The 23,973-nt window shown below is 56.8% G+C and carries 19 protein-coding genes and 1 pseudogene; 10 read left to right on the top strand and 10 right to left on the bottom strand.

What is annotated here, in order from left to right; genetic code table 11:
- Positions 1 to 29 precede the first annotated feature (29 nt).
- Positions 30 to 1,031 (bottom strand): restriction endonuclease, encoded by a 1,002-nt coding sequence (locus I5961_RS03820; protein WP_227234410.1) that lies wholly within the window; start codon positions 1,029 to 1,031, stop codon positions 30 to 32.
- A 236-nt stretch (positions 1,032 to 1,267) separates the two neighbouring features.
- On the opposite strand from I5961_RS03820, the gene I5961_RS03815 reads away from it, so the two are divergent.
- The 6 genes from I5961_RS03815 to I5961_RS03790 all read left to right on the top strand — a co-directional run bounded on the left by I5961_RS03815 (position 1,268) and on the right by I5961_RS03790 (position 11,457).
- Positions 1,268 to 3,865, top strand: coding sequence for a type I restriction-modification system subunit M (locus I5961_RS03815; protein ID WP_227234408.1), 2,598 nt, complete (start codon positions 1,268 to 1,270; stop codon positions 3,863 to 3,865).
- A 1-nt stretch (position 3,866) separates the two neighbouring features.
- The gene (locus I5961_RS03810) at positions 3,867 to 5,105 is read left to right on the top strand and encodes a restriction endonuclease subunit S (protein WP_227234406.1); all 1,239 of its coding nucleotides are present in this window, start codon (positions 3,867 to 3,869) and stop codon (positions 5,103 to 5,105) included.
- 188 nt (positions 5,106 to 5,293) lie between these two features.
- Positions 5,294 to 8,257, top strand: coding sequence for a type I restriction endonuclease subunit R (locus tag I5961_RS03805; RefSeq protein WP_227234405.1), 2,964 nt, complete (start codon positions 5,294 to 5,296; stop codon positions 8,255 to 8,257).
- 525 nt (positions 8,258 to 8,782) lie between these two features.
- A complete protein-coding gene (locus tag I5961_RS03800) occupies positions 8,783 to 9,151 on the top strand; it encodes a DUF6124 family protein (protein ID WP_227234403.1) in 369 nt (122 codons plus the stop codon).
- A 216-nt stretch (positions 9,152 to 9,367) separates the two neighbouring features.
- Entirely contained in the window at positions 9,368 to 9,955 is a 588-nt protein-coding gene (rimJ, locus tag I5961_RS03795) for a ribosomal protein S5-alanine N-acetyltransferase (protein ID WP_085702412.1), read from the top strand.
- Positions 9,956 to 10,023: 68 nt separating this feature from the next.
- The gene (locus I5961_RS03790; protein ID WP_227234401.1) at positions 10,024 to 11,457 is read left to right on the top strand and encodes an ArnT family glycosyltransferase; all 1,434 of its coding nucleotides are present in this window, start codon (positions 10,024 to 10,026) and stop codon (positions 11,455 to 11,457) included.
- Positions 11,458 to 11,522: 65 nt separating this feature from the next.
- Here the strand turns inward: I5961_RS03790 and I5961_RS03785 are convergent, their stop codons facing one another.
- Together I5961_RS03785 and I5961_RS03780 are read right to left on the bottom strand one after the other, a co-directional pair.
- Positions 11,523 to 12,344 carry a phosphatase PAP2 family protein gene (locus I5961_RS03785; protein ID WP_227234399.1) on the bottom strand — a complete coding sequence of 274 codons (822 nt, stop codon included), beginning with the start codon at positions 12,342 to 12,344 and terminating at the stop codon, positions 11,523 to 11,525.
- The gene (locus I5961_RS03780) at positions 12,341 to 13,012 is read right to left on the bottom strand and encodes a histidine phosphatase family protein (protein ID WP_227234398.1); all 672 of its coding nucleotides are present in this window, start codon (positions 13,010 to 13,012) and stop codon (positions 12,341 to 12,343) included. Before I5961_RS03780 ends, I5961_RS03785 begins: the two co-directional genes overlap by 4 nt.
- Before the next feature lie 244 nt (positions 13,013 to 13,256).
- Here I5961_RS03780 and I5961_RS28780 point away from each other — a divergent pair.
- Together I5961_RS28780 and I5961_RS28775 are read left to right on the top strand one after the other, a co-directional pair.
- A pseudogene (locus I5961_RS28780) lies at positions 13,257 to 14,270 on the top strand (methyl-accepting chemotaxis protein); the annotation flags it as partial.
- A 42-nt stretch (positions 14,271 to 14,312) separates the two neighbouring features.
- The gene (locus tag I5961_RS28775; protein WP_371321019.1) at positions 14,313 to 15,176 is read left to right on the top strand and encodes a methyl-accepting chemotaxis protein; all 864 of its coding nucleotides are present in this window, start codon (positions 14,313 to 14,315) and stop codon (positions 15,174 to 15,176) included.
- Positions 15,177 to 15,441: 265 nt separating this feature from the next.
- Here I5961_RS28775 and I5961_RS03770 read toward each other — a convergent pair whose 3' ends face one another.
- The gene (locus I5961_RS03770; RefSeq protein ID WP_264373530.1) at positions 15,442 to 16,398 is read right to left on the bottom strand and encodes a DUF3307 domain-containing protein; all 957 of its coding nucleotides are present in this window, start codon (positions 16,396 to 16,398) and stop codon (positions 15,442 to 15,444) included.
- Between the two features lie 99 nt (positions 16,399 to 16,497).
- The gene (locus tag I5961_RS03765; protein ID WP_227234394.1) at positions 16,498 to 17,154 is read right to left on the bottom strand and encodes a hypothetical protein; all 657 of its coding nucleotides are present in this window, start codon (positions 17,152 to 17,154) and stop codon (positions 16,498 to 16,500) included.
- A gap of 616 nt (positions 17,155 to 17,770) precedes the next feature.
- On the opposite strand from I5961_RS03765, the gene I5961_RS03760 reads away from it, so the two are divergent.
- Positions 17,771 to 18,154 (top strand): DUF6124 family protein, encoded by a 384-nt coding sequence (locus I5961_RS03760; protein WP_085685558.1) that lies wholly within the window; start codon positions 17,771 to 17,773, stop codon positions 18,152 to 18,154.
- Positions 18,155 to 18,205: 51 nt separating this feature from the next.
- Here I5961_RS03760 and I5961_RS03755 read toward each other — a convergent pair whose 3' ends face one another.
- A complete protein-coding gene (locus I5961_RS03755) occupies positions 18,206 to 18,433 on the bottom strand; it encodes a FitA-like ribbon-helix-helix domain-containing protein (protein WP_085701356.1) in 228 nt (75 codons plus the stop codon).
- A 161-nt stretch (positions 18,434 to 18,594) separates the two neighbouring features.
- On the opposite strand from I5961_RS03755, the gene I5961_RS03750 reads away from it, so the two are divergent.
- Positions 18,595 to 19,623 carry an AraC family transcriptional regulator gene (locus I5961_RS03750; protein WP_227234393.1) on the top strand — a complete coding sequence of 343 codons (1,029 nt, stop codon included), beginning with the start codon at positions 18,595 to 18,597 and terminating at the stop codon, positions 19,621 to 19,623.
- Here I5961_RS03750 and I5961_RS03745 read toward each other — a convergent pair.
- From I5961_RS03745 to I5961_RS03730, 4 genes are all read right to left on the bottom strand, one after another.
- Entirely contained in the window at positions 19,620 to 19,988 is a 369-nt protein-coding gene (locus I5961_RS03745) for a glyoxalase superfamily protein (protein ID WP_085702408.1), read from the bottom strand. The genes I5961_RS03750 and I5961_RS03745 overlap by 4 nt on opposite strands.
- A 117-nt stretch (positions 19,989 to 20,105) precedes the next feature.
- Positions 20,106 to 21,563: an N-acyl-D-amino-acid deacylase family protein gene (locus I5961_RS03740; protein WP_085701353.1), complete on the bottom strand. Its 1,458-nt coding sequence runs from the start codon at positions 21,561 to 21,563 to the stop codon at positions 20,106 to 20,108.
- A 1-nt stretch (position 21,564) separates the two neighbouring features.
- The gene (locus I5961_RS03735) at positions 21,565 to 22,425 is read right to left on the bottom strand and encodes a MurR/RpiR family transcriptional regulator (RefSeq protein ID WP_007953817.1); all 861 of its coding nucleotides are present in this window, start codon (positions 22,423 to 22,425) and stop codon (positions 21,565 to 21,567) included.
- Between the two features lie 15 nt (positions 22,426 to 22,440).
- Entirely contained in the window at positions 22,441 to 23,790 is a 1,350-nt protein-coding gene (locus tag I5961_RS03730) for a GntP family permease (RefSeq protein ID WP_085608174.1), read from the bottom strand.
- Positions 23,791 to 23,973 lie beyond the last annotated feature (183 nt).

Raw genomic sequence — 23,973 nt, 5'->3', positions numbered from 1 at the left:
GCACATGCTCTTTCGGCCAACGAGGCTTTTCACGCTGGCATGTAAAAATAGCTCAACGGCACCAATCGCTTGGTCTCTGGATCAGTAGCCGGGTAATGGGCCATCAAAGTGCGAGCCAGTTCATCCAGCGTCCACATTGTCAGATGGACATGGGCCCTCTCTCCCTCATAGAGCGCCTCCTTGGTGAACCCGCCAGTGCTGACATACAGCCCACGATCATCCTTGTGCCTACCGCCCAAGAAGCTACGAATCTCACTACTCCCCATCCGGGCATTTCGATGTTTAACCTCCACAACAATGCGTGGCGGTTCAAATCCAAAACCATCAGGAGAAGCGATGATGTCTTTCCCCCTATCAGCACCAGCCGGTGAAACGAGCGTCTTGTAACCCATTGCTCGCAAGATTCCAGCTACAAGCTCCTGCATTTCAGCCCAATCCAGACTGTTGATTTGGTCCTTGATCCTCTCAAAGGCAATCTCTTGAACACCTTTCAACGGGTCTTCCAGAGCCTCAGGATCTTCAATAAGATCTTTCGGCGTAGCGGAGACGTTTTTACCAGTAGCGAGGGCCAGCAATTCCTTCTGAGCATCCTCTGCAACATTAAATACGGTTAGTGTTGATCCCAGACTGTTTCTGCTCGCGCCAGTGAGCTTGTCGCGATCAACCTCCTGCGGGTACCACTCAACAGACCGAGTTAAAGACATCCCATCATCCGCCAGATCTGGGCGAAGCTGGCATTCACCAGTGAAGCGACCAACCAGATACGTTCGGTTCGCGGGAGAATACGTAACGACCGTATCGCCAATGCTGATTTCGTTAACGAAACGAAATACCTGCGAAGCACCAGATACGGCACTCCCGTCCTTAATCCCTGGCTGGAGGTCTTTATAGGCCTGAATCAATGCCTTCCGAGAAACACCTGGCTTGGCCTCTGGGGCTAGTTGAGCCCAACCAATCGCCGCCATATTGCGATCTCTGAAATCGTCATAGAGACGGCCGCCGTCACCTCGGATCATCCACATCGCTGCCATGCTGACACTCGTTATTTCCATGAATTCGAGGTGAGACTGTAGCAATGGTGAGCGTTTGTGTGAATGCAGTTTAGGACGGTATCCACCCGCCAACCGTATTCATAGCTTTTCGTGGACGCCCTGTGGGTGCGATACTCCGGCGCATTATTGAAATCCCATCCTTTTGCTGGCTCAGCTCTGCTTAAGGCAGAAAATTTCATTCAACTTTCCTGATCAACTCCCTAAAAGTACTCGCCGTGAATAAGCAACAGCTCGCAGCCAAAATCTGGGAATCTGCCAACCAGATGCGATCCAAGATCGAGGCTAACGAATACAAGGACTACATCCTTGGCTTCATCTTCTACAAGTACCTCTCCGACAAGCTGTTGGCCTTCGCCTCCGCCGAGGGATTCACGGACGAAGACTTCAGTGCGGTGACTGAAGAGGACACGGAAACCGTTGACCACTTCAAGTCCAGCCTGGGCTACTTCATCGCCCATCAGCACCTGTTTTCCACGTGGCTCGAACAAGCCAGCGACTTCGATGTTGCTGATGTTCGCGAAGCCCTGTCGGCCTTTGGCCGCCTGATCCACCCGAACCACAAGCGCCTGTTCGAGGGCATCTTCAAGACGCTGGAGACCGGACTGAGCAAGCTGGGCGACACCGCAGCAAAACAGACCAAGGCGATCAGCGAGCTTCTCCAACTGATCAAAGACATACCCATGGATGGCAAGCAGGGCTACGACGTGCTCGGCTTCATCTATGAATACCTGATTGGTATGTTTGCAGCCAATGCGGGCAAAAAAGCAGGCGAGTTTTACACGCCGCACGAGGTGTCTGTGCTGATGTCCGAGGTCATCGCGCACCACCTGAAAGACCGCGAGACCATCCAGATCTACGACTCCACCAGTGGCTCCGGCTCGCTACTGCTCAATATCGGCCAAGCAATCGCCAAGCACATGGGCGACAAAGACAGCATCAAGTACTACGCCCAAGAGCTGAAGGAGAACACCTACAACCTCACGCGCATGAACTTAGTCATGCGCGGCATCCTCCCGGGCAACATCGTCACGCGCAACGCCGACACGCTGGAAGACGACTGGCCGTACTTCGACGAGCAGGACCCGGTCAACAGCTACAATCCGCTGTACCTGGATGCAGTGGTGTCGAACCCGCCCTACTCACAAAAGTGGGACCCGCAGCACAAGGATACTGACCCGCGCTATGCCCGCTTCGGTGTAGCCCCGAAGTCCAAGGCCGACTACGCTTTCCTGTTGCACGACCTGTACCACCTGAAGCCCAACGGGATCATGGCCATCGTCCTGCCGCACGGCGTGCTGTTCCGGGGCGGTGAAGAAGGCGTCATCCGCAAGCAACTGATCGAGAACGACCATCTCGAAACCATCATCGGCCTGCCGTCCAAGATCTTCTTCGGCACTGGTATCGCGACCGTCATCCTTGTGCTCCGGCAAAAGCGCGAAGGTAGCGATGTGCTGTTCGTGGATGCCTCCAAGGGCTTTGCCAAAGAGGGCAAGAACAACAAGCTCCGCGCTTGCGACATCAAGAAAATTACTGATGTGGTGATAGCCCGAGCCACCGTGCCTGGCTTCAGCAGTCTAGTGCCGAAGACCGAGTTGCAGGGGGAGGCAAACGACTACAACCTCAATATTCCGCGATATGTGGACTCGTCCGAGCCGCACGAGAGCTGGGACCTGTACGCCTCAATGTTCGGCGGTATCCCGCTGAACGAACTGGAAGCGCTGGCCGACTACTGGAAGGCCTTCCCCAACCTGCGCGCGACCTTGTTCACCTTGGATGGCACACCGTACGCCCAGCCGAAGGCGGATGACCTGGCTGCAGTTGTGCAGCAGCACCCTGATGTGACGGAGTTCAACGAGGCCTTTACCCGTGCATTCGAAGGCTTCAAGCCTTGGCTGCAAAGCGAACTGATCGGCAAGATGCTTACTCTGCAGGTCCCTCGCCAAGAAGCGACTATCTGCGACGAACTGTTTGCCCGCTTGGCCAAGGTCGGCACTGTGTCGCTCATCGACAAGTACCAGGCCTATCAAGTCCTCGACGACCACTGGCAGACCATTGCTGTGGATCTTGAAATCCTGCAGACCGAGGGCTTTGGTGCCACGCGCGTGGTTGACCCGAACTATGTTTTCAAGAAGAAGGACGGGAAGGACGTGGAAGTGCAGGAGGGCTGGAAGGGCCGAATCTTGCCCTTTGACCTGGTGCAGTTGGCACACCACAAGAAGGAGCTGGATGCACTTCGCAAGAAGGAGTCTGAACTGGCCGACGTTGTCGCTAAGCTGGTCGAACTGCTCGATAGCTTCAATGAAGAAGACAAATCCAAAGATACGTTCAACGAAGCTGGCGACAAGTTCGTCGGAGCAGCCGTGGCGAAAGAGGCGAAAGAGTTTTCTGCCGAGGCCGAAGAATCTGGAAGTTTCGACGCCGAGTCCTATGAAGGTAAGATCATCCAAGTGGCCAAAGTGCTGGCCAAAGAGAAGTCACTGAAATCGGCCATCAAGAAGGACATTTCAGCGCTGCACCTCAAAACCAAAGCCACAGTCGAGGCTTTGAGCGACGCACAGGTTTACCCCCTGCTCGAAAGCAAGTGGCTCTCGCCGCTGGTGGACGAGTTGCACCGTTTGCCTGGCCTGGTGACATCCAGTCTCATCGCCAGACTACAAGCCTTGGTAGAGAAGTACCGGATTACCTATGCCGATAACGCCCGCGACATTATGCAATCAGAAAAGGCCCTCGTGAGCATGCTGGGAGAACTGGATGGCGGCGAGTTCGACCTCAAGGGCATTGAGGAGCTGAAGACCTTGTTGGCGGGGAACTGACATGGCGAACCAGACCACAAGAATGGTGCCGCGAATTCGCTTCAAGGCATACAGCGAACCGTGGGTGGAAGAGAAGATTGGCGATGTCCTCGCCGAAAAGCGTCGTCCTATCGAGCTAGAGGACAATCAGCGCTACGAGCTCATCACGGTCAAACGACGTAATGAAGGAGTCGTCTCTCGCGGCCACCTGCTAGGACGCGAAATCCTGGTGAAGAATTATGCGCAGCTCATTGCGGGTGACTTTGTCATTTCCAAGCGCCAAGTGGTCCATGGGGCCACCGGCATCATCCCGGCTGAGTTGGGTGGCGCAATCGTTTCGAACGAGTACTTGACGGCCGTTGACAGCCGCAAGCTCTTGACGGAATTCCTCGCTATCATCGCGAGACTTCCCGCGATGCGCAGGAAGTTCTTTCTGAGCTCCTATGGTGTGGACATCGAAAAACTGCTCTTCGATGCCGAAGACTGGAAGAGGCGAAAGGTCACGATTCCTGGCGTCACTGAACAAACTAAAATTTGCGCCCATTCCCGAAGACTGGATCAGTTGATCCGGTTATATCAGTGCAAGCATAAAAAGTTGATAGCACTGAAGGAGTCAATGCTTCAAAAAATGTTCCCGAAACCCGGCGCTACCATCCCTGAAATCCGCTTTAAGGGATTCTCGGAAAATTGGACAGATAAGAAGCTGGGTGATGTATGCGGCCCATTCGAATATGGACTAAACGCTCCTGCAAAAGACTATGACGGGCGGAACAAATATATCCGGATCACGGATATTGATGAAAATTTACGCAACCTCTCTCAAGCAAATCTCACCACGCCAGATGCGGATCTTGTTAGTGCCTCAAAATATTTGTTAAGCGAGGGTGATATCTTATTTGCTCGAACTGGCGCCTCAGTTGGCAAGACATACCGTTACCAAGAAAGTGACGGACGTGTTTTTTTTGCGGGGTTCCTTATCCGAGCAAAGGCATTTAATAAGGAGTGTGTTGACTTTATTTTTTACACGACTCTGACTAGTCAGTACGGAAAATTTGTAGCGATCAACTCCCAGCGATCTGGTCAACCAGGAATTAATGCAGGCGAGTATTCGGAGTTCAGCTTTCGTGCTCCCACAGTTCCTGAACAAAAAAAAATCGGCTCCTACTTCCGCACGCTGGACGAACTGATTTTCCAGCACGCCACCCAAATCCAAAGGTTCCAGCAAGTTAAATTCGCCTTTCTGGAAGAGATGTTTGTCTGAGCGTCGAGCCCATCACGTATGACCACCTTTGTCAAAGAATCTGAGTTTGAAGCGGCTGTCATCCACGAATTGCGCCAGCGCGGCTGGGGGAGCTGCAGGTCATCAAGTGCCCCAGCGAGGCCGACCTGCTGGCGAACTGGAAGCAGATCCTCTTCGAGAACAACCGAGGTAAGGACCGACTGAACGAGGTGCCGCTGACCGACAGCGAGATGCAGCAGGTGATGGAGCAGATAGTCGCCTTGCGCACCCCGCTGAAGCTGAACGGCTTCATCAACGGCAAGACGGTGGCCATCACGCGGGACAACCCGGCCGACACGCTGCACTTTGGCAAGGAGGTGAGCCTGAAGGTCTACGACCGGCACGAGATTGCCGCTGGGCAGAGTCGCTACCAGATTGCCCAGCAGCCGCGCTACGCCCGCACGTCTGAACTGCAACATGACCGGCGGGGTGACATGCTGCTGCTGATCAACGGCATGCCGTTGATCCACATCGAGCTGAAGAAGAGCGGTGTGCCTGTCAGCCAGGCCTACAACCAGATCCAGAAATACGCACGCGAGGGCGTGTTCACCAGGCTGTTCTCTCTGGTTCAGATCTTTGTGGCCATGGAGCCTGGGGAGGCGCTGTATTTCGCTAACCCCGGTCCGGACGGCAAGTTCAACAAGGACTACGCCTTCCACTGGGCTGACTTCAACAACGAGCCCATCAACAACTGGAAGAGTTTCACCTCCAGCCTGCTGTCCATCCCGATGGCGCACCAGCTGATCGGCTTCTACACCGTAGCCGACGAGGCCGACGGCGTGCTGAAGGTGATGCGCAGCTACCAGTACTACGCCGCGCACGCCATTTCCGACAAGGTGGCCAAGACTGATTGGAAAAACCCGAACCGCCTGGGCGGCTACATCTGGCACACCACCGGCTCGGGCAAGACCATGACGAGCTTCAAGTCGGCCCAGCTCATCGCCAACTCCAAGGATGCCGACAAAGTGGTGTTCCTGTTGGACCGGGTGGAACTGGGAACGCAGACGCTGAAGGCCTACCGGGACTTTGCCGGTGACAGTAACCAGGTTCAGGCCACCGAGAACACCGGGGTGCTGGTCAAGACTCTGAAGAGCACCTCGCCCGCGGACACCCTGATCGTCACGTCCATCCAGAAGATGAGCCGGATCACGGACGACACCGATGGCTTGAAGGCGCACGACCTAAAAACCATGCGCGATAAGCGCATCGTGTTCATCGTCGACGAATGCCACCGCTCCACCTTCGGCGATATGCTGGCCGATATCAAGGTGAGCTTCTCAGGCGCGGTGTTCTTCGGTTTCAGCGGCACGCCCATCCACACAGAGAACGTTCGCAAGGACAACACCACGACGGATGTCTTTGGGGACGAACTGCACCGCTACAGCATTGCCGACGGTATCCGCGACAAGAACGTTTTGGGCTTCGATCCTTACCAGGTTCTGACCTACCGCGACCGCGACCTTCGACTGGCAGTGGCGTTGGAAAAGGCCAAGGCGTCGTCCGTGGCTGAGGCGCTGGCGGACCCAGCCAAGAAGAAGGCCTTCAACCGGTACGTGAACGATGTGCCGATGGCAGGCCACGTCGATGCAGCGGGGGAGTACCAGCGCGGCATTGAGGACTACTTGTCGAATGCCCAGTACGAGCGCGACGAGCACCACCACGCCGTGTTGAGGGACATCGCTGACAACTGGGAGGTGCTGAGCCAAGGAGGGAAGTTCCACGCCATTTTTGCCACCAGCAGCATCACTGAGGCGATCGTCTACTACCGCCTCATGAAGGCGGAGTGCCCCACGCTGAAGATCACCGCGCTGTTCGACCCACACATCAGCGATGACGACATCGGCGGTACCGATCCAACCTTCAAGGCAGCCGGGCTGGAAGAGATCATCAAGGACTACAACGCCACCTATGGTCAGAAGTTCGACATGGGAACCCATGCGAATTTTAAGAAGGACCTGGCCGCACGTCTGGCCCACAAGGCACCCTACATCCGGGTCGAGGCCGAACCGGAGAAGCGGCTGGATCTGCTGATCGTGGTGAACCAGATGCTGACCGGCTTCGATTCGAAGTGGGTCAACACGCTGTACTGCGACAAGCTGCTGGATTACGAGAATCTCATCCAGGCGCTCTCACGCACCAACCGGCTGTTCGGACCAGACAAGCCATTTGGCACGATCCGCTACTACCGCAAGCCGCACACGATGAAGCGCAACGTGAGTGCGGCGGTGAAGGTGTACTCGGGCGACAAGCCCATTGGCCTCTTTGCCGACAAGTTGCCCCGAAACCTGGAGCGCTTGAACGACTGCTTCACCGAGATCAGCGCTCTCTTCAGCGCGGCGGGCATCACCGACTTTGCCAAGTTGCCCGACGATTTGGCGGCGCGGGCAGTCTTCGCGAAACAGTTCAACCGGTTCAGCGCTATCTTGGAGGCCGCCAAGATTCAGGGCTTCACCTGGGACAAGTCAGTCTACGAATTCGACACGGATCCCAAACAGTCGATTGCGTTGGACATCACGAAGCTGCAGTACCTGACGTTGCTGCAACGCTACAAGGAACTGGGGGCAGGCGGTAGCGGCGCAAGCGAGAGCATCCCGTTCGACATCGACAGCCACATCACCGAGATCGACACTGGCAAGATCGACGCGGACTACATGAACTCGCGTTTTGCCAAGTACCTCAAAGAGCTACAGAACGGGGACGGGGCATCCAAGGAGGCAACTCTGGCCGAGCTGCATCGGTCGTTCACGTCGCTCTCGCAGGAGGACCAGAAGTTAGCCGAGATTTTTTTGCACGACATCCAGCGCGGCGATGTGCAGATCGATCCCGTTCGGACCTTCCGCGACTATCTGACGGGTTACAAGACGGCCGCAAAAGATAAAGAAGTAGCGGCAATTGTTTCAGCTTTGGGGGTGCATGCAGCGAAGCTGATTGCTTTGATGAGCACCCATCTCACGGAAGCTAATCTCAATGAGTACGGTCGGTTTGATGATCTTAGGGGCACAGTAGATCAAGAAAAAGCAAAGGCATATTTTGACGGTCTAGAGGGTGTTTCACTCCCAATTTTCAAGGTCAAAATCAAGGCTGCCAAGCTTCTGAGCGACTTTCTCCTACGGGGTGGAGTTGAAGGTAGTTAATGGGTTCAGAGCAAAAACAGAACAAAGATACAGGGCCTGAGATTTTCCCTCTGCCATTGACGTAAGCCCGTGCTTGAGCGACAGGAAACCAATTAATTGTGGTCAGATTTCGCGCATTGACGCACAGCAGCTTTGGTCGATTTGTTCGCATAGGCCGTCTGCTGAATTACGGAGCGGAGCAGCCGTCCATCGGAGTCCAGACCACGCAGCGTTCCAACGGGCATTCAAAGCAAGTTGACCAATAAGTTATTAGATAAAAAACAGATAGATACCGACTTGTTTCAAATTACCCCGGCCCACCAACTCTCAACGACAAGGCCCGCCAAGTGCGGGCCTTGTCGCATCTGCAGTTCCCCATCCGGACAACGTCTCCACCCAACGTCCTAGGAAATTTCCCGCAACCCGCGTCGACTTCCATGAACTGGTTCAAGATGCTTCCAAACGCTAGTCTTCGCGCTCCGCTGCAACCCGGCAGATGGTTTACCAAAGGGATTCGCCGGGAGCCTGAAACCATGGAGCCTCGTCATGAAAAAAGACACCCGAAGCCTGCCTGATCAAACACCGCCTCACGAAACCGAATCGAAAGAACCGGCTGTGCTTGCCCAGCCTCAGGAATACGTGAGAAAGCCGCGTCGCACCCTGCCGTTCAACGAGATTTTCTCCGTGCGCACCGACGTGGACACGGCCACTCTGCTGACCCATGCCTGCGAAACGCTGGCGGCGCTGAACATGATGACGGCCAATATCGCCGATGATTTCACTGGCTCTCAGCGCAGCCGGTTGCTGGCGATCCGGCAGCTGTCGATCATGACCGAAATGCTGGTCAATCGCGCCATGGAGAACCTTGATCCGGTGAACCTGGTGCCCGCTACAACGGCACCTGTCGTGCACTGAAAGCGACCGTTCGCCGATGCTGCAAGTCGTTCATCGACATGAACTTTTCTTCACCCCGGCGGCGGTGATGGCCGTGTACATTGGCCTCGCTCATTCAAGAAACTACGGTTCGCCCGCGCTCCTGCGGGCTTTTTTTCGCCCGCAATCTGGCGGCGATTTGTTTTTTCCTGCTCACCGGGCAATTCTGGTGTTCAATCCCGAGACCCGGAGCACCCGATGCCGCTGCTGACCCTGCCCTGCCAACGCCTGACGCTCGCGGTACTCGACCCGGATCAGGCGCCGCTGGAAAGCGCGTTCTACCAGCGCAATCAACGCCACCTCGCACCGTGGTCGCCGATTCGCACCACCGACTATTTTTCCACCGAGCAGATCCGCCGACGCCTTGAAATCCAGGCCAGCGCCTTCGACGCCGGGTTGGCGGTGCATATGGCGTTGCTGACCCCGGATGGCGGGCAGATGATCGGCGCCTGCAATTTCAGCGGGATCATCCGCGGTGCGTTTCAGGCCTGTTATCTGGGGTATCACATCGACGAAGCGCATCAGGGCAAGGGTTTGATGCAGGAAGCGCTGGAGGCGGCCATCGCTTACATGTTCGACACCCAGAACCTGCACCGGATCATGGCCAATTACATTCCCGGCAATGAGCGCAGCGAACGGTTGCTGGAGCGCCTTGGATTCGAACGGGAAGGCTACGCCAAGGCGTACCTGAACATTGCCGGGCGCTGGCAGGATCATGTGCTGACAGCGCGGGTCAATCCGCGTTTCGAAACGCCGGATCAGCGCTGGTCACGACCGCTGTCGTGACGTTCACAAATTGTTAAGGATTGGCCGCGTAAGCTCGGGTTTCCGTTCACTTCCGGTTGCCTGAACCCATGTCGCGTGCCGCCTCTTCCCTGCTTCTGCTTGCCGCCCTGCTGTTCTTTTTCGCCCTTGGCAACCATCAACTGCAAGGCTCCACCGAGGCCCGGGTGGCGGGCATTGCGATGGAAATGCATCTGGACAACGACTGGGTGACACCGCGTCTGTTCGGTGAACCTTTCCTGGAAAAACCGCCCCTGAGCCTCTGGCTGGACGCCAGCGCCCTGCGGGTTTTCGGCGTCTCGCCCTGGGCGGTGCGACTGGCGTCGGCGGTGGCCGGGTTGCTCAGCGTGATGCTGCTGTACGCCATGTTGCGCCGCTTCGACCGCCCGAAGGCCATCGCCTGGACGGCGGGGATTCTGCTGGCGACCATGGCCAGTTACTGGAGCAACGTGCGCGGGGTCGGCGAGGATGCGTTGCTCGCCCTCGGTGTGACTGCGGCATTGCTGGCGTTCTTCCAGGCGCAGCGAGCATCGACCCCAGGCAATTCGTCGCTGTTTATCGCCGGGATCGCCATCGCCACGTTGAGCAAAGGCGTGCTCGGACTGGCGATGCCGGGCGTGGTGATTTTCGCTTTTCTGCTGGCCGACAACCTGATGGACAAGCGCTTCAAACTGACGGACTGGCTGCGTCCGGGCTTGCTGACCGTTGTCGGTCTGATCCCGCTGATGATCTGGCTCGCCGTGCTCTATCAGCGCGGCGGCGTCCAGGCGGTCAGCGAAGTGTTGCTGACCAACAGCGTAGGACGTTTCAGCGGATCGTTCGTTGAAGCCGGCCACTACGAGCCGTTTTACTACTACCTCGCCAAGCTGCCGCAGGCGTTCCTGCCGTGGAACATTCTGGTGTACCTGGGCCTGTGGCATTTTCGCAAGGAACTGAAGGCCAATCGTTACCTGCTGTTTTTCAGCCTGTGGATCATTGCGCAATTCATCCTGCTGACCCTGGCCTCGAGCAAACGCACGGTTTACCTGATGTCGATGACACCCGCAGCGGCAGTGATTGCCGCCGAATATGCGGGCGTGCTGTTCGACAAGTTGAAGGATCACAGGAAGGGTTTTGTCGGACGAATCGCCCGTCATCGTCAGCCACTGGCGGCGGGGATACTGACGGTGGTCATCGCCAGCTACCTTGGCGCCGCGCAATGGGCACTGCCAAATGCCGACAAACGCCTGTCGTTCCTGCCGTTGACCGAACACATCCAGTCGCTGCAAGCGAGCGGCAGTCAGGTCGCGTTGTTTCAAGCCAACGAACGGCTCGGCGGCGCCAGCGTGTTCTATACCCAGAGCGTCCTCAAGGGCCTGGACACCGATGCGCAGCTACGGGAGTTTCTCAGTGCATCGCCCTCGCACATCGCCGTGATGTCGGGAGACAGCGAACCCACCGCCCCGCTGAAAGTCCACAAGACCATGATGGTTGGGCGCCAGGCGTATTACTTCGTGGGCTACTGAAGCCACCACAGCACAAACGAAAAACCCGCCGGTGATGGCGGGTTTTTCATTTCAGCGGCGGGGACTCAGAGCGAAGCCTCAGGCTGTGCAGCGAACACCTTACGTTCACGTTTGCTCAACACCGGCAATTCCAGACGAGCCCGCCCGTAGAACGCCAGCGCCGTCAGCAAACACGCCAGCCACACGAAGATCCCGGCCCAGAACGTGTGGGACATGTAGTGCCAGCCCTGTAGGACTCGCGTAGTGCCGTAGACAAAACCGAGCAGCAGCGAGCCCCACAACAATGCGCTGGAAAAGCGCCATTGATAACGACGCCCGACGAAATACAGCGCCAGCATGGTGAAGCCACCGGAAGCATGACCGCCCGGCCAGCAACGCCCTTCACCCGCTTCGTGGAACAGCTGGAAATTGTTGTACCACTCGATATGCGGCATCTTTCCGCCGTACAGCGTGGTCTCGATCGGGCAGTAAACGCTGGTGTGCGCCTTGAGGAAATGGATGACCCCGGTGCAGACCGCGAAAGCCACCACGATAAACAGAAAATCCCTACGGTGATCAGCGGCAAAGCGCAGCACCGGCGCGACTTTGCAACGCTCGAGAAAACCGCACACGCGCGGATGCTTTTGCGGCTTCACCAGTGGCCAGACAAACGACAGCATGGCGCCGATCAAGGCAATTTCGGCAGTCCAGTTCGGAATGATCCGCGCCCACTTGTGGGTCAGCTTTTCGAAGAAATGAATCTTGTCGAGCGGGAATGTGTGGGTCAGCGGATCGAACAGCAGGTTGCTGAAGGCGATGTCGATATTGGTCATGTCGAACATCAGAAAAACCACGGCTGCGCAGAGCAGCGGGATGCCGAAGTTGTAAGCGTAAAAGCGGGATTTCATTGGGTGGTCACCGTGCGCCAGTCTGAGGCTTCAATGAAGCCGAGCATCCGTGGGGCCGCCGGGCTGGCGGCGGAAACAAACAGCGACGCGCCGTACCCGAGGGTCGAGGCCGGCACCTTGAGGTCTTTTTCCAGCTGCGCCATGCATTCGCTGTGGGTCACCAGAATCAGGTTGCGTCCCGGGACTTTGTGCGCCAGTGCGTCCTGCAGCATCCGGCCCTTGCAACTGATCAGCCAGTCTTCGCCGGTCGCCGCCTTGTTGAACATGTAGCCGGCTGTCTGCACGGTGCGCATCATCGGGCTGTTGTAGACGTCGGCCTCGTCCAGGCCCAACTGCTCGAACTGAGCGCCGACGCTCACCGCGACACTGCGCGAACGGTCGGTGATGCCATCGTGGCCGCTCAGGCACGCCGCTTTCGAGTGATCGCAGCGCTCGACATGGCGCACCAGCACGATGATTTCGCCTTTGCTCCAGCCTTCCTTCAGCGCCTTGGCCCCGGCCACGTTGCCGTGGGCAAGGTCCGGCACCGCCGCCGGGGCGAGCAGCCAGAGGGTCAGCGGAATCACCAGCACCGAAGCTGCCAATACCACCCAGGTGTTTCGAAAACGGGCCAGACCGCTCAGATCAATCGAGCGCTTGACGCCGAACAGACTCAGTCGCAATTCCACAAAAAGCCGCCATCACTTGTCATTCGATGCGGCGAGGTTAAAGAGCACGGCGTGGGCAGCCAGTGAAACCCATGTGAAAAAAATCTTGGGATCCCTTGTTACAAAATCCGTCGGACAAAATCCTTTCAGCTCTCGGATTTGCGGCCGATACAGTCCTGCTTACACCCTTGCTGGCGCAAAAAAACAACAATCTTCCAGCCTGACCGACGATCAAGTAGCACAACGTTTTTCTGGAGGATTTGTGATGAATAGCTGGTTCGGCAACATCAGCGTGAACCTGAAACTGGGGCTCGGATTCGGCCTCGTCCTGGCCCTGACCTGCATCCTGGCGCTCACCGGCTGGACCAGCCTGGGCGGCCTGATTGACCGCAGCAACTGGATGAGCGACATCACCCAGCTCAACGCTGGCCTGACCAAACTGCGCGTGGTGCGCCTGCAATATATGCTGACCAACGGCGACGAAACCGCCGCGCAGAACGTGCAGACCACCCTCGACGGTTTTGCCGCGCAGCAGCAGAAGCTGATCAGCAGCTTCAAGAGCCCGGAAAACCTCAAGCTGCTCAAGCAGCAGGCGGCGACCATCGCCGAGTACCAGACGTCCCTGAACAAGATGCGCAACGCCTACCGCACCGGCAACACGGCGCGCGACTCGATGGCCACCAGTGCCGCGACGGCTTACGGCCTGATCGAAGCGCTGAGCAACCGGGTCCAGCAAATGCCGCTGAGCGATGAGCGTTTCGAGCAGTTCCAGGCTGTCACCGCCGCCAAGGAAGCGTTCATCCTGGCGCGCTACGAAGTGCGCGGCTACACCGCCACTGCCAACGCCGAAACCGAGCAGAAAGCCGTCGGCCAGCTGGACGTGGCCATCGCCAGCCTCAAGCCGCTGAACATGCATTTCGCCAGCAGCCAACAGGACGCCCTGCGTCAGCTGGAAACCGCACTGACCAACTACCGCAGCGCCTTGCAGGCCTTCAAGAACGCCAACAGCGATGCGGTGCAGGCGCGCAAGGAAATGACCGATCAGGGCAACCTGATCGTATCCCTGAGCGAGCAGCTGTATCAGATCCAGCTCGACCGTCGTGACGCCGAAAGCGCCCAGGCTCGCACCTTGCAATTGATCAGCACCCTGCTGGCGTTGCTGGTCGGCATCATCGCCGCATTCATCATCACCCGTCAGATCACCCGTCCGCTGCAGGAAACCATGGCCGTGGTCGACCGCATCGCCAGCGGCGACCTGAGCCAGAACGTGATCGTCACCCGCCGCGACGAACTCGGCGTGCTGCAACAAGGCATCGCGCGCATGGGCGTGACTCTGCGCGACCTGATCAGCGGCATCCGCGACGGCGTGACCCAGATCGCCAGCGCCGCCGAAGAACTGTCGGCCGTCACCGAACAGACCAGCGCCGGCGTGAACAGCCAGAAGGTCGAGACCGATCAGGTGGCCACCGCCATGCACGAGATGACCGCCACCGTGCAGGAAGTCGCGCGCAACGCCGAAGAAGCCTCGCAAGCCGCAGCCGCCGCTGACGGCGAAGCCCGCGAAGGTGACAAGGTGGTGAACGAAGCCATCGCCCAGATCGAGCGTTTGGCCAGCGAAGTGGTGCGTTCCACCGAAGCCATGAGCGTGCTGCAACAGGAAAGCGACAAGATCGGCAGCGTCATGGACGTGATCAAGGCCGTGGCCGAACAGACCAACCTGCTGGCCCTCAACGCCGCCATCGAAGCCGCCCGTGCCGGTGAGGCCGGTCGCGGTTTTGCCGTGGTTGCCGACGAAGTCCGTGGCCTGGCCCAGCGTACCCAGAAATCCACCGAGGAAATCGAAGGCCTGGTGGCCGGTCTGCAGAACGGCACGCAACAGGTGTCCGCCGTGATGAACAACAGCCGCGCCCTGACCGACAGCAGCGTCGCCCTGACCCGCAAGGCCGGCGACTCGCTGGAAAACATCACCCGCACGGTGTCGAATATCCAGTCGATGAACCAGCAGATCGCCGCTGCCGCCGAACAGCAGAGCGCCGTGGCCGAAGAAATCAGCCGCAGCATCATCAACGTCCGCGACGTGTCGGAACAGACGGCGGCGGCGAGTGATGAGACCGCCAAGTCCAGCGTTGAACTGGCGCGGTTGGGTGGGCAGTTGCAGCAGATGGTGAGCCATTTCCGCGTCTGACCTTCACCTTAGTGGTGAATCAGCGACTCCATTCGCAAGCAGGTCCACAGGTCCAGATGCCTACCACAGACTGTGGTAGGCATCTGGACCTGTGGACCTGCTACTCATCCGCCCTAGCAAAAAACCAAAAAAATGCTTGACCATTTTTTTTTAAAGCGACCAAAACAACAACCAAATCGTTTGTTTTACGGTTTTTCAACCAAATTGGATTTTTCGCAATTTTTCCGCCGGACGTTTTAACTCAGAAAAGTCGCGCCTCGCACTTTCAATAGCGAAAAATATAAGTATTCAGCCAGTGCAAAATATCAAAATCCATAATTTTGACTTGACTGCCGTCCCATATTGATTCAATTGAAAACTTAGCTGTGGCGGCAACTATCATCGTGATAAAAAAGCTAAGAAAAGTACCGATCATGATGTATTCCGATCGAGCGCTGTCATTATCGTCTTTCAGGTCATTAAAGCGAAACGCCGTTTTAATTGCCATAATTCCGGCAATCGCAGCGGGCTGATTGAAAATAAAAAAAACAAATATCATTACCCTTTCAATATATCCGATCCACTTACCCGCCCCATTCGAATCAAATGCCCTGTCAGTGCTCACCTCAAGCGTTCCGCTCTTCAGAAAAGTCACTAAGTCATCCGCCTTATCCTTGCTTTTCCTTAGCTCATCATGAAGATCAGCACCCGACTTTGAAGCATATTCTTTGGCCAGCTCCGAATAATAAGCCGCAGCCATAAAGCTTTTTGTTATTTGTATCCTTTCAGACATACCTCCTATCTTCTTACCACTCATAAACAAAACTATGAATATAGATGCAGGCCTAAGCAACAACACCAATGAAATAGCAAAAATCGTTAATGTGGTCAGCTCTAATTGGATATTGCTCTTACCGCTCAAATATTCCGCACTATAAAAAAACTTTAAAACTAACCAAAATACAATTGAAATATGAGCGAACTGATCGATCAAAAACACTACAGACCCATAAGAAACAAATCTTTCCGAAACAAATTCTTTCAGCATGTCAATACACAAGTGACTGAAGAACAAGATCACACCAATAACAAGAAAAATATTAAAGAGCTCAACAATGGAGGATGGGCGAGAGGACTCGGTATTGCTAAAAAACCAAACGACAGAAATTGCAGTAATCACTACAGAATGAGTTAGGGCGTGAAGTGAGTGCGCAACAAAAAATTCTTTAACCCTATTATTTATCGGAAACTTCTTCTTTTTACATCATCCTCTGACTGAAAATAAAAATCACAAACAACATGACCTAACAAAAGAAGGGAAAGCAACAAATAAACACTCATCTCAGCTCCTTAAAAAATGAATTTGATCTCTTGACCACTCCAAAAAGTCATAAACTTGCCTAATACCCCCTCGATCCATAAGCTTGTAGATATTTTGTTGCGTCTTTTTTGTTTTTCCCGACAATTCCAAAACATTTACTCGCCTCTCCAAAATAATCTCGGACAGCACGAGAGCCTGAGGCTTGGAAAGCGATCCAACTATAAAATCGAGTAGCTTAATTGGCCCATTAAAAGATCTATGCCAACCTTCAATAGTAGAGTTAAACAGCATCATTGTGTTTTTCGGCATAGCATCGAGCCCTCTACCGGAAAGCAAGTACGCATCTTCAAAGTAAGATCGATCCCTTAACTCTGCAGAAAAATCCACCTCACTATACGAAAGCGATAGCCGAGCATCATATTTTGTCTCAATATCATCACTCAGAGATATTAAACGAGCCCGAAGATAAACTGCCAAATCAAAAAAATATGCTGGATCGTTTAACGTAATTTGAAAAAAGTCCCCTCGAAATATATCTATATTCTGTATAGAAAACATATCCACGTTTTTTAATTTATTAAGAACAGACTCCATACTCTTTAGATAAGGTAAGCCTCTCTCATATCCTACAGAGGATTTATACAAGTCACCTGTGAGAACACCGACCCCATTTTTCATCGAAAAACCCTTGACTTTGCGAAAAAAAACGCGACAGAAAAAACAATCAAATTGATTGAATATTTAAAATTCAATCAATTTGAATATATCAAGATATCTAGACGTGTCCAGCGCCGAGCCATAGAGAACTGACGTGGTGGCAATTTCGAATGGCCATTTCGAATTATGGCAATCGTAGGAAACCCGCTAAATTCAAGACGCTGAGTAGCGACCAAGCATCCAACCCAATCAGTCACAACGTCAAAATATATTCGTGATTAAACACATTCCGGAATATCTGTTTATCTACACCACGCGTCACTTCCAAACACCCACAAAACCTTGCGCCGTTGCCTACGGCTACGCCAGAATCCGCCGGCTTGTGCGCCTTGGGCTGGCTGCGTAATTTGATTGCGTCACTGATTTCCAGTGATCGAACTTAGCGGTTCGGAATGTCCCCTACGGTTGCACATGTCGAATCCAGTCAGGCGCCAGCCTGCACTTGATGGTAGCTGTGCGCATGGCACCTTCGGGTGCGCCGGGTTGAGGGTGACTACCGGTCCGCTAACTTGCGCACAGCTGCCACCCTTTTGCTTAGCGGCGAAAAGGTGCAGCCTCAACCAGAGGTTAGTCACCCATGTTCAAGGTAACGCCAAACCCACCGCTCACCGAACCCACAACCCTCCCGGATCCGGCATCCCCCTACGAATGCCCCGGCTCGAAACGCTTCAACGAAGCCGCCGAACGCGCCCTCGATTATCACCTGGGCCCACTCAGCGCCCACATCATGGCCGCGCCCTACAAACCCAACACCCTCTATCAGGCCCACCCCGAAGCCGACACCGAATCCCTGCTGGTGGACGCCAGCGAATCCCTCGGCTCCGCCACCGTCATGCTCAACAATCATGTGGCACTGGTCGAAGGCAGCCACCGCAAGACCCTGCAAGGCATCGCCCAAATCGTGATGATCGCCGAAATGGCTGTTAACCGTGCGCTGGACAAGGTGGTACCGACGGATTGATGCGGGAGGTGGCGAGTGCGGTGCACTCGCCATTTTTTTGAGCGGTGTTTATCAACCGCTGAGGTTTTCTGAACGTGATGGCAGATCAAGTTCGACGCCACCCATGGCGCCGAATCGATTGTGTATCCGAGTACCTAACCCGCCAGCTCGATCAACCGTAGCCAATGCGTTTTCCAGAATCTGCCGCGCTTCGTCCTCCATGGAATGGCCATTTTGGGCGGCAGCGATACGCAGTTGCTCTGTCATCTGCTCATCGAGTCGAATAGTGATGCTGGTCATAAGGCTTCCTGCAATCCGTGAAATGAGTGATCGCAGACTAACAAACCAGCTCGAAGACCTCTGCATGGTCCCAAGGCCAGCCATTTACTTTATTCGCGGATTCAAATTACCTTTCAGAGCGCTCCTCCGCCCACGGCGGCCTCGATCAAGAGGATTCGGTCATGCAATCGCTCGGCTTCACCTCCGTCCCACCGCTGCTCAAGTACCTGCGCCATGCCGAACATCTGGGCATGGCCATCGAGCCTGCGTTGGCGGCGGCCGGGTTGCAGGCGCAGCAGTTGAGCGACAACAGCCTGCGCTTGCCGGGTGAAGCCCATGAGCGGTTGCTCGATTATTTCTGCGAACACTCGGGCGATCCGCTGTTCGGCCTCAACGCCGCCAATTTCGTCCTGCCCAACTCGTGGAGCGTGCTGGGTTACATCACCATGAACTGCGCGACACTGGGCGACGCCATGAGCCGCATCATGCCGTTCGAAAAACTGGTGGGTGACATGGGTGTCAGCCGCGCCGAGGTTCACGAAATCCATGTGCACCTGATCTGGAGCTGCCGCTTTGAGCGCCCGCGGATTCGCCGGCATCTGGTGGAAAACGTGCTCGGCTCCTGGCTGCAATACGCGCGCTGGATCGCCGATACCCGACTGTCACCGGCCGCGGTGTGGCTGGAACATTCACTCCCGGCGGGCACGACGCTGGCGCAGTACGAACAGTTTTTCGAATGCCCGGCGCTGTTCGATCAACCGTATTCCGCGCTGATCGTGCCGTTGCCGTATTTGCAGTTGCCGTTGCGCCAGGCCGATGCGCATTTGCTGCGCACCCTGGAAGAACACGCGCAGAGTCTGATGGCGACACTGGAGGATGCGTCGCTGGAGCAGCGGGTCAAAAGCATCCTGCGCCAGTTGCTCAAGGAAGGTCTGCCGCGCGAGGAGCAGGTGGCCGAACATCTCGCCGTGTCGGTGCGCACGCTGCAACGCCAGTTGCATCAAGCCGGCACGTCGTATCAGCAGACTCTCGATGAACTGCGCCAGGAACTGGCCGAGCATTACCTGCTCAACAGCACCCTGCCGATTCAGGACATTGCCCAGTATCTGGGCTTCAGCGAATCACGCTCGTTTCACCGCGCCTTCAAGAGCCGACGCGGGATGCCGCCCGGTGAATTTCGCCAGACTCACCGGGTGTCGAACGACGGCTAGAGGCTGATCGCGTTGGTGAACACCAAACGGTTGCCGAACGGATCGGCGATGGTCATGTCCTGGCTGCCCCACGGCATGGCCTGAATCTGTGGATGCGAAAACTTGTATTCCTTGGCCAGCAACTGCTGCTGAAACGCCTCCAGCTCATCGGTCTCGATCCGCAGGGCTGAACCGGGAGTCGCATCGCCGTGGTGTTCGGACAAATGCAGCACACACTCGCCACGGGAGATTTGCAGGTACAACGGGAAACCAGACTCGAAACGATGCTGCCAATCGATCTTGAAGCCGAGGAAGTCGACGTAGAACTCCACGGCTTTGGCTTCATCGAAAATCCGCAGGATCGGGGTGGTTTTGCCGAAGCTCATGGGTTGCTCCCTGACTGATTGGCCCCGGCGTGTAGCCGGGGTGAATGTCAGCAATTCGGCCTGGTGGTGGCTTTCTTTAATTGCAATGTGCCATCACCGTGACGCAGTCAGCAAAATTCAACGAAAGCCGTCGCGCAGATCGCCCTGGCGCGCCAGGAACCGCCCTGCTGTTTGCCCGTTGGCCTGGCCGTCGCGATAACTCAACACACCATTAATCCACACCCCGTCGATGCCTTGCGCGGCGCGTTGCGGGTCATTGAAATCCGCCACGTCACGCACGGTTGCCGGGTCGAACAACACCAGATCCGCCCAGTGCCCTTCTCGAATCTCGCCCCTTTCCTTCAGGCCAAAACGCGCCGCCGACAGACCGGTCATCTTGTGCACGGCGGTGTGCAGTGGAAACAACCCGACATCACGACTGAAATGGCCGAGCACCCGTGGGAAAGCCCCCCACAGTCGCGGATGCGGGAACGGGTCTTCCGGCAGGCCATCGGAACCGACCATCGACAGCGGATGGGCGAGGATCCGGCGCACGTCGTTCTCGTCCATCCCGTAATACACTGCGCCCGCCGGCTGCAGACGCTTGGCGGCGTCGAGCAACGACAGGTTCCATTCGGCGGCGATATCCATCAGGTCGCGGCCGCCCATCTCAGGATGCGGCGTCGACCAGGTGATGGTGATGCGGTGGGCGTCGGTGACCTGCTTCAGATCCAGGGTCGAAGAACTCGCCGCATACGGATAGCAATCGCAGCCGACCGGGTGAGTCTTCGCCGCCTCTTCCAGCGAGGCGAGCAACTGCGGACTGCGCCCCCAGTTACCGGCGCCGGCACATTTGAGGTGGGAAATGATCACCGGCGATCGGGCGTGGCGCCCGATGCGGAAGGCCTCGTCCATCGCCTCCAGCACCGGTTCGAATTCACTGCGCAGGTGCGTGGTGTACACCGCGCCGAACGCATTCAGTTCTTCGGTCAATTGCATGACTTCATCGGTGGATGCCGAGAACGCACTCGCATACGCCAGACCTGTGGATAAGCCGAGGGCGCCCGCCTCCAGGCTTTCACGCAACTGCTCGCGCATCGCACTGATTTCATCGTCAGTCGCGGTGCGGAACAGATCATCGAGGTGATTGCTGCGCAGCGCCGTGTGGCCGACCAGTGCCGCCACGTTCAGCGTGGTGTTGGCCGCTTCGACCGCCGCGCGGTAATCGCTGAAACGTGGATAGACGAATGCGGCGGCCGTGCCGAGCAGGTTCATCGGATCCGGTGGATCACCCTTGAGGCTGACCGGTGCGGCGCTGATGCCGCAGTTGCCGACAATCACCGTGGTCACGCCCTGGCTGAGCTTGGGCAGCATCTGCGGCTGGCGGATCACCACGGTGTCGTCGTGGGTGTGTACGTCGATGAAACCCGGCGCCAGCACACGGCCCGTCGCATCGATTTCTTCTGTGGCACTGGCGTCATGCAAGTCGCCGATACGAACGATGCGGCCCTCGAGAAGGGCCACGTCAGCCTTGTAACCGGGAACGTTGCTGCCATCGATGACGGTGGCGTTGCGAATCAGCGTGTCGTACAGCATGTCAGTCTCCCAGCGGCAGGTGATCGTCGCCGCCACGGTATTCGTCGAGGGCGAGTTTGATCCGCCGCAGACGTTCTTGATTGTCTTCTGGATTGGCCAGCGCCAGCTCGGTGGCCAGCACGTCGATGGCGAGCAGCATGCCGTAGCGTGCCGCCGTCGGTTTGTAGATGAACGAGGTCTCGGCGCCTTGCAGCGGCAGGACGATATCGGCCAGTTCCGCCAGCGGCGAGTCGGCGCGGGTGATGGCGAGAATCCGGGCGCCGTAGTTGCGCGCCAGCGCCACGGTCTCCAGCAATTCCGGGGTGATGCCGGTCAGCGAACAGACGATTACCACCTGCTCGGCGCTGAGGCTGGCGGCGGTGACGCGCATCATCACCGCGTCGTGGCACACCGCAATCGGATAGCCGAGACGCACCAGCCGCACTTGCAACTCATCGCTGCACAGGGTCGAGCAACCGCCGATGCCGAAGGCGTGGATCATCCGCGCCTGGCCCAGCAGTTTCACCGCATCGGCGAAGCGCGATTCATCGAACGCCGCCAGATGCTGGCGCAGGGTGGTTTCGATATCGCCGACGATCTGCCCGTAAAACGCCGACTGCTCGGGCGTGCCCGCCGGATCGAGGAAACGGCTGCCGACGCCGCTGGCCTGGGCCAGTTGCAGACGCAGATCACGCAGGTCGCGGCAACCGACGGTGCGGGCAAAGCGCGACAGTGTGGCGGTGCTGACTTCGGCCCGCTGCGCCAGCTCTTCGAGGCTGGCGGAGGCGGCAAATCCTACGTCGTCGAGCATCAGACGGGCGATGCGTCCTTCACCGGCGCTGAAGGAATCCTGACGGGCGCGGATCTGATAAAGGATGTCCATGGCGGAAAACTCCGACTACAGCAGGTAAGAAAGACCGACGGTCAGGGCGAAAGCGACTACCGAGATCAGGGTTTCCAGCACCGTCCAGGTCTTGAACGTCTGGGCCACCGTCATGTTGAAGTATTCCTTGATCAACCAGAAGCCGCCGTCGTTGACGTGGGAAAAGATAACCGAGCCCGCACCGGTCGCCAGCACCAGCAGTTCCGGGTGTGGATAACCCAGACCGATGGCCACTGGCGCGACCACGCCGGAAGCCGTGGTCATCGCAACGGTGGCCGAACCGGTGGCGATGCGCATCAGCGCGGCGAACAACCAGCCCATGATCAGCGGCGACAGGTGAAATTCGTGAGCCAGGCCGACGATCTGATCGGTAACGCCGGCGTCCACGAGAATCCGGTTCAGACCGCCACCGGCGCCCACCAGCAAGGTGATGCTGGCGGTCGGTGCCAGGCATTCGTTGGTGAATTTGAGGATCGATTCCCGGTTGAAGCCCTGTGCAATGCCGAGCGTCCAGAAACTCAACAGCGTCGCCAGCAACAGCGCGATCACCGAGTTGCCGATGAACAGCAGGAACTGATTGAAGCCGCTGCCCGGCGTGGAAATCAGATTGGCCCAGCCGCCGATCAGCATCAGCACCACCGGCAACAGAATGGTCGCCATGGTGATGCCGAAACCCGGCAGGCTGTCGCGGGGCTCGCGTTCGAGGAATTGTTTTTCCAGCGGGTTATCCGCCGGCAACTGAATGCGCGGCACGATGAATTTGGCGTACAGGGGACCGGCAATGATCGCCGTCGGAATGCCGATGGCAATCGCGTACAGCAAGGTCTGCCCGACCGACGCCTGATAGGCCTGCACCGCCAGCATCGCCGCCGGGTGCGGCGGCACCAGCGCATGCACCACGGAAAGACCGGCAACCATCGGCAAACCGACCATCAGGATCGACACGCCGACCCGCCGCGCCACAGTAAAGGCAATCGGCACCAGCAACACGAAACCGACTTCGAAAAACAGCGGCAGACCCACCAGAAACGCGATGCACACCATCGCCCAGTGTGCGTTCTTTTCGCCAAAGCGTTCGATCAACGTGCGCGCCATCTGCTCGGCGCCACCGGACTCGGCCATCATCTTGCCGAGCATCGTCCCCAGCGCCACCACCAGCGCAATATGCCCCAGCGTCTTGCCCACCCCGGCCTCATACGCCCCCACCACGCCGGACGGCGGCATCCCCGCCACCAGCGCCAGGCCGATGGAAATCAGGGTGATGACAATGAACGGATTGAGCCGGTAACGGGCGATCAGAACGATCAGGGCGATGATGGCAACGGCGGCGTACACCAGCAGCCAATAGCCGAAGGACGGTGTCATGCGGTACTCCTCGAAAGGGTCACGTTCGAATGGGTTGTGAAACTCATAAATCATTTCGAGATCGAGTTTTCAAACGAAGTGAAAGTAATTTTCGTGGAGGGATAAGGGTTGTCGTTTTTGGATATGTCTTGTCGTGAATAATGAAAATCGCGGGGTAGGATTTTCATGACCCGGCTGAAGGTT

The organism is Pseudomonas sp. IAC-BECa141, from assembly GCF_020544405.1.
In the GTDB taxonomy this organism is placed as follows: Bacteria; Pseudomonadota; Gammaproteobacteria; order Pseudomonadales; family Pseudomonadaceae; genus Aquipseudomonas.
The sequence above is the reverse complement of the archived record's forward strand: the minus strand, read 5'-3'. Positions and strand labels throughout refer to the sequence as shown.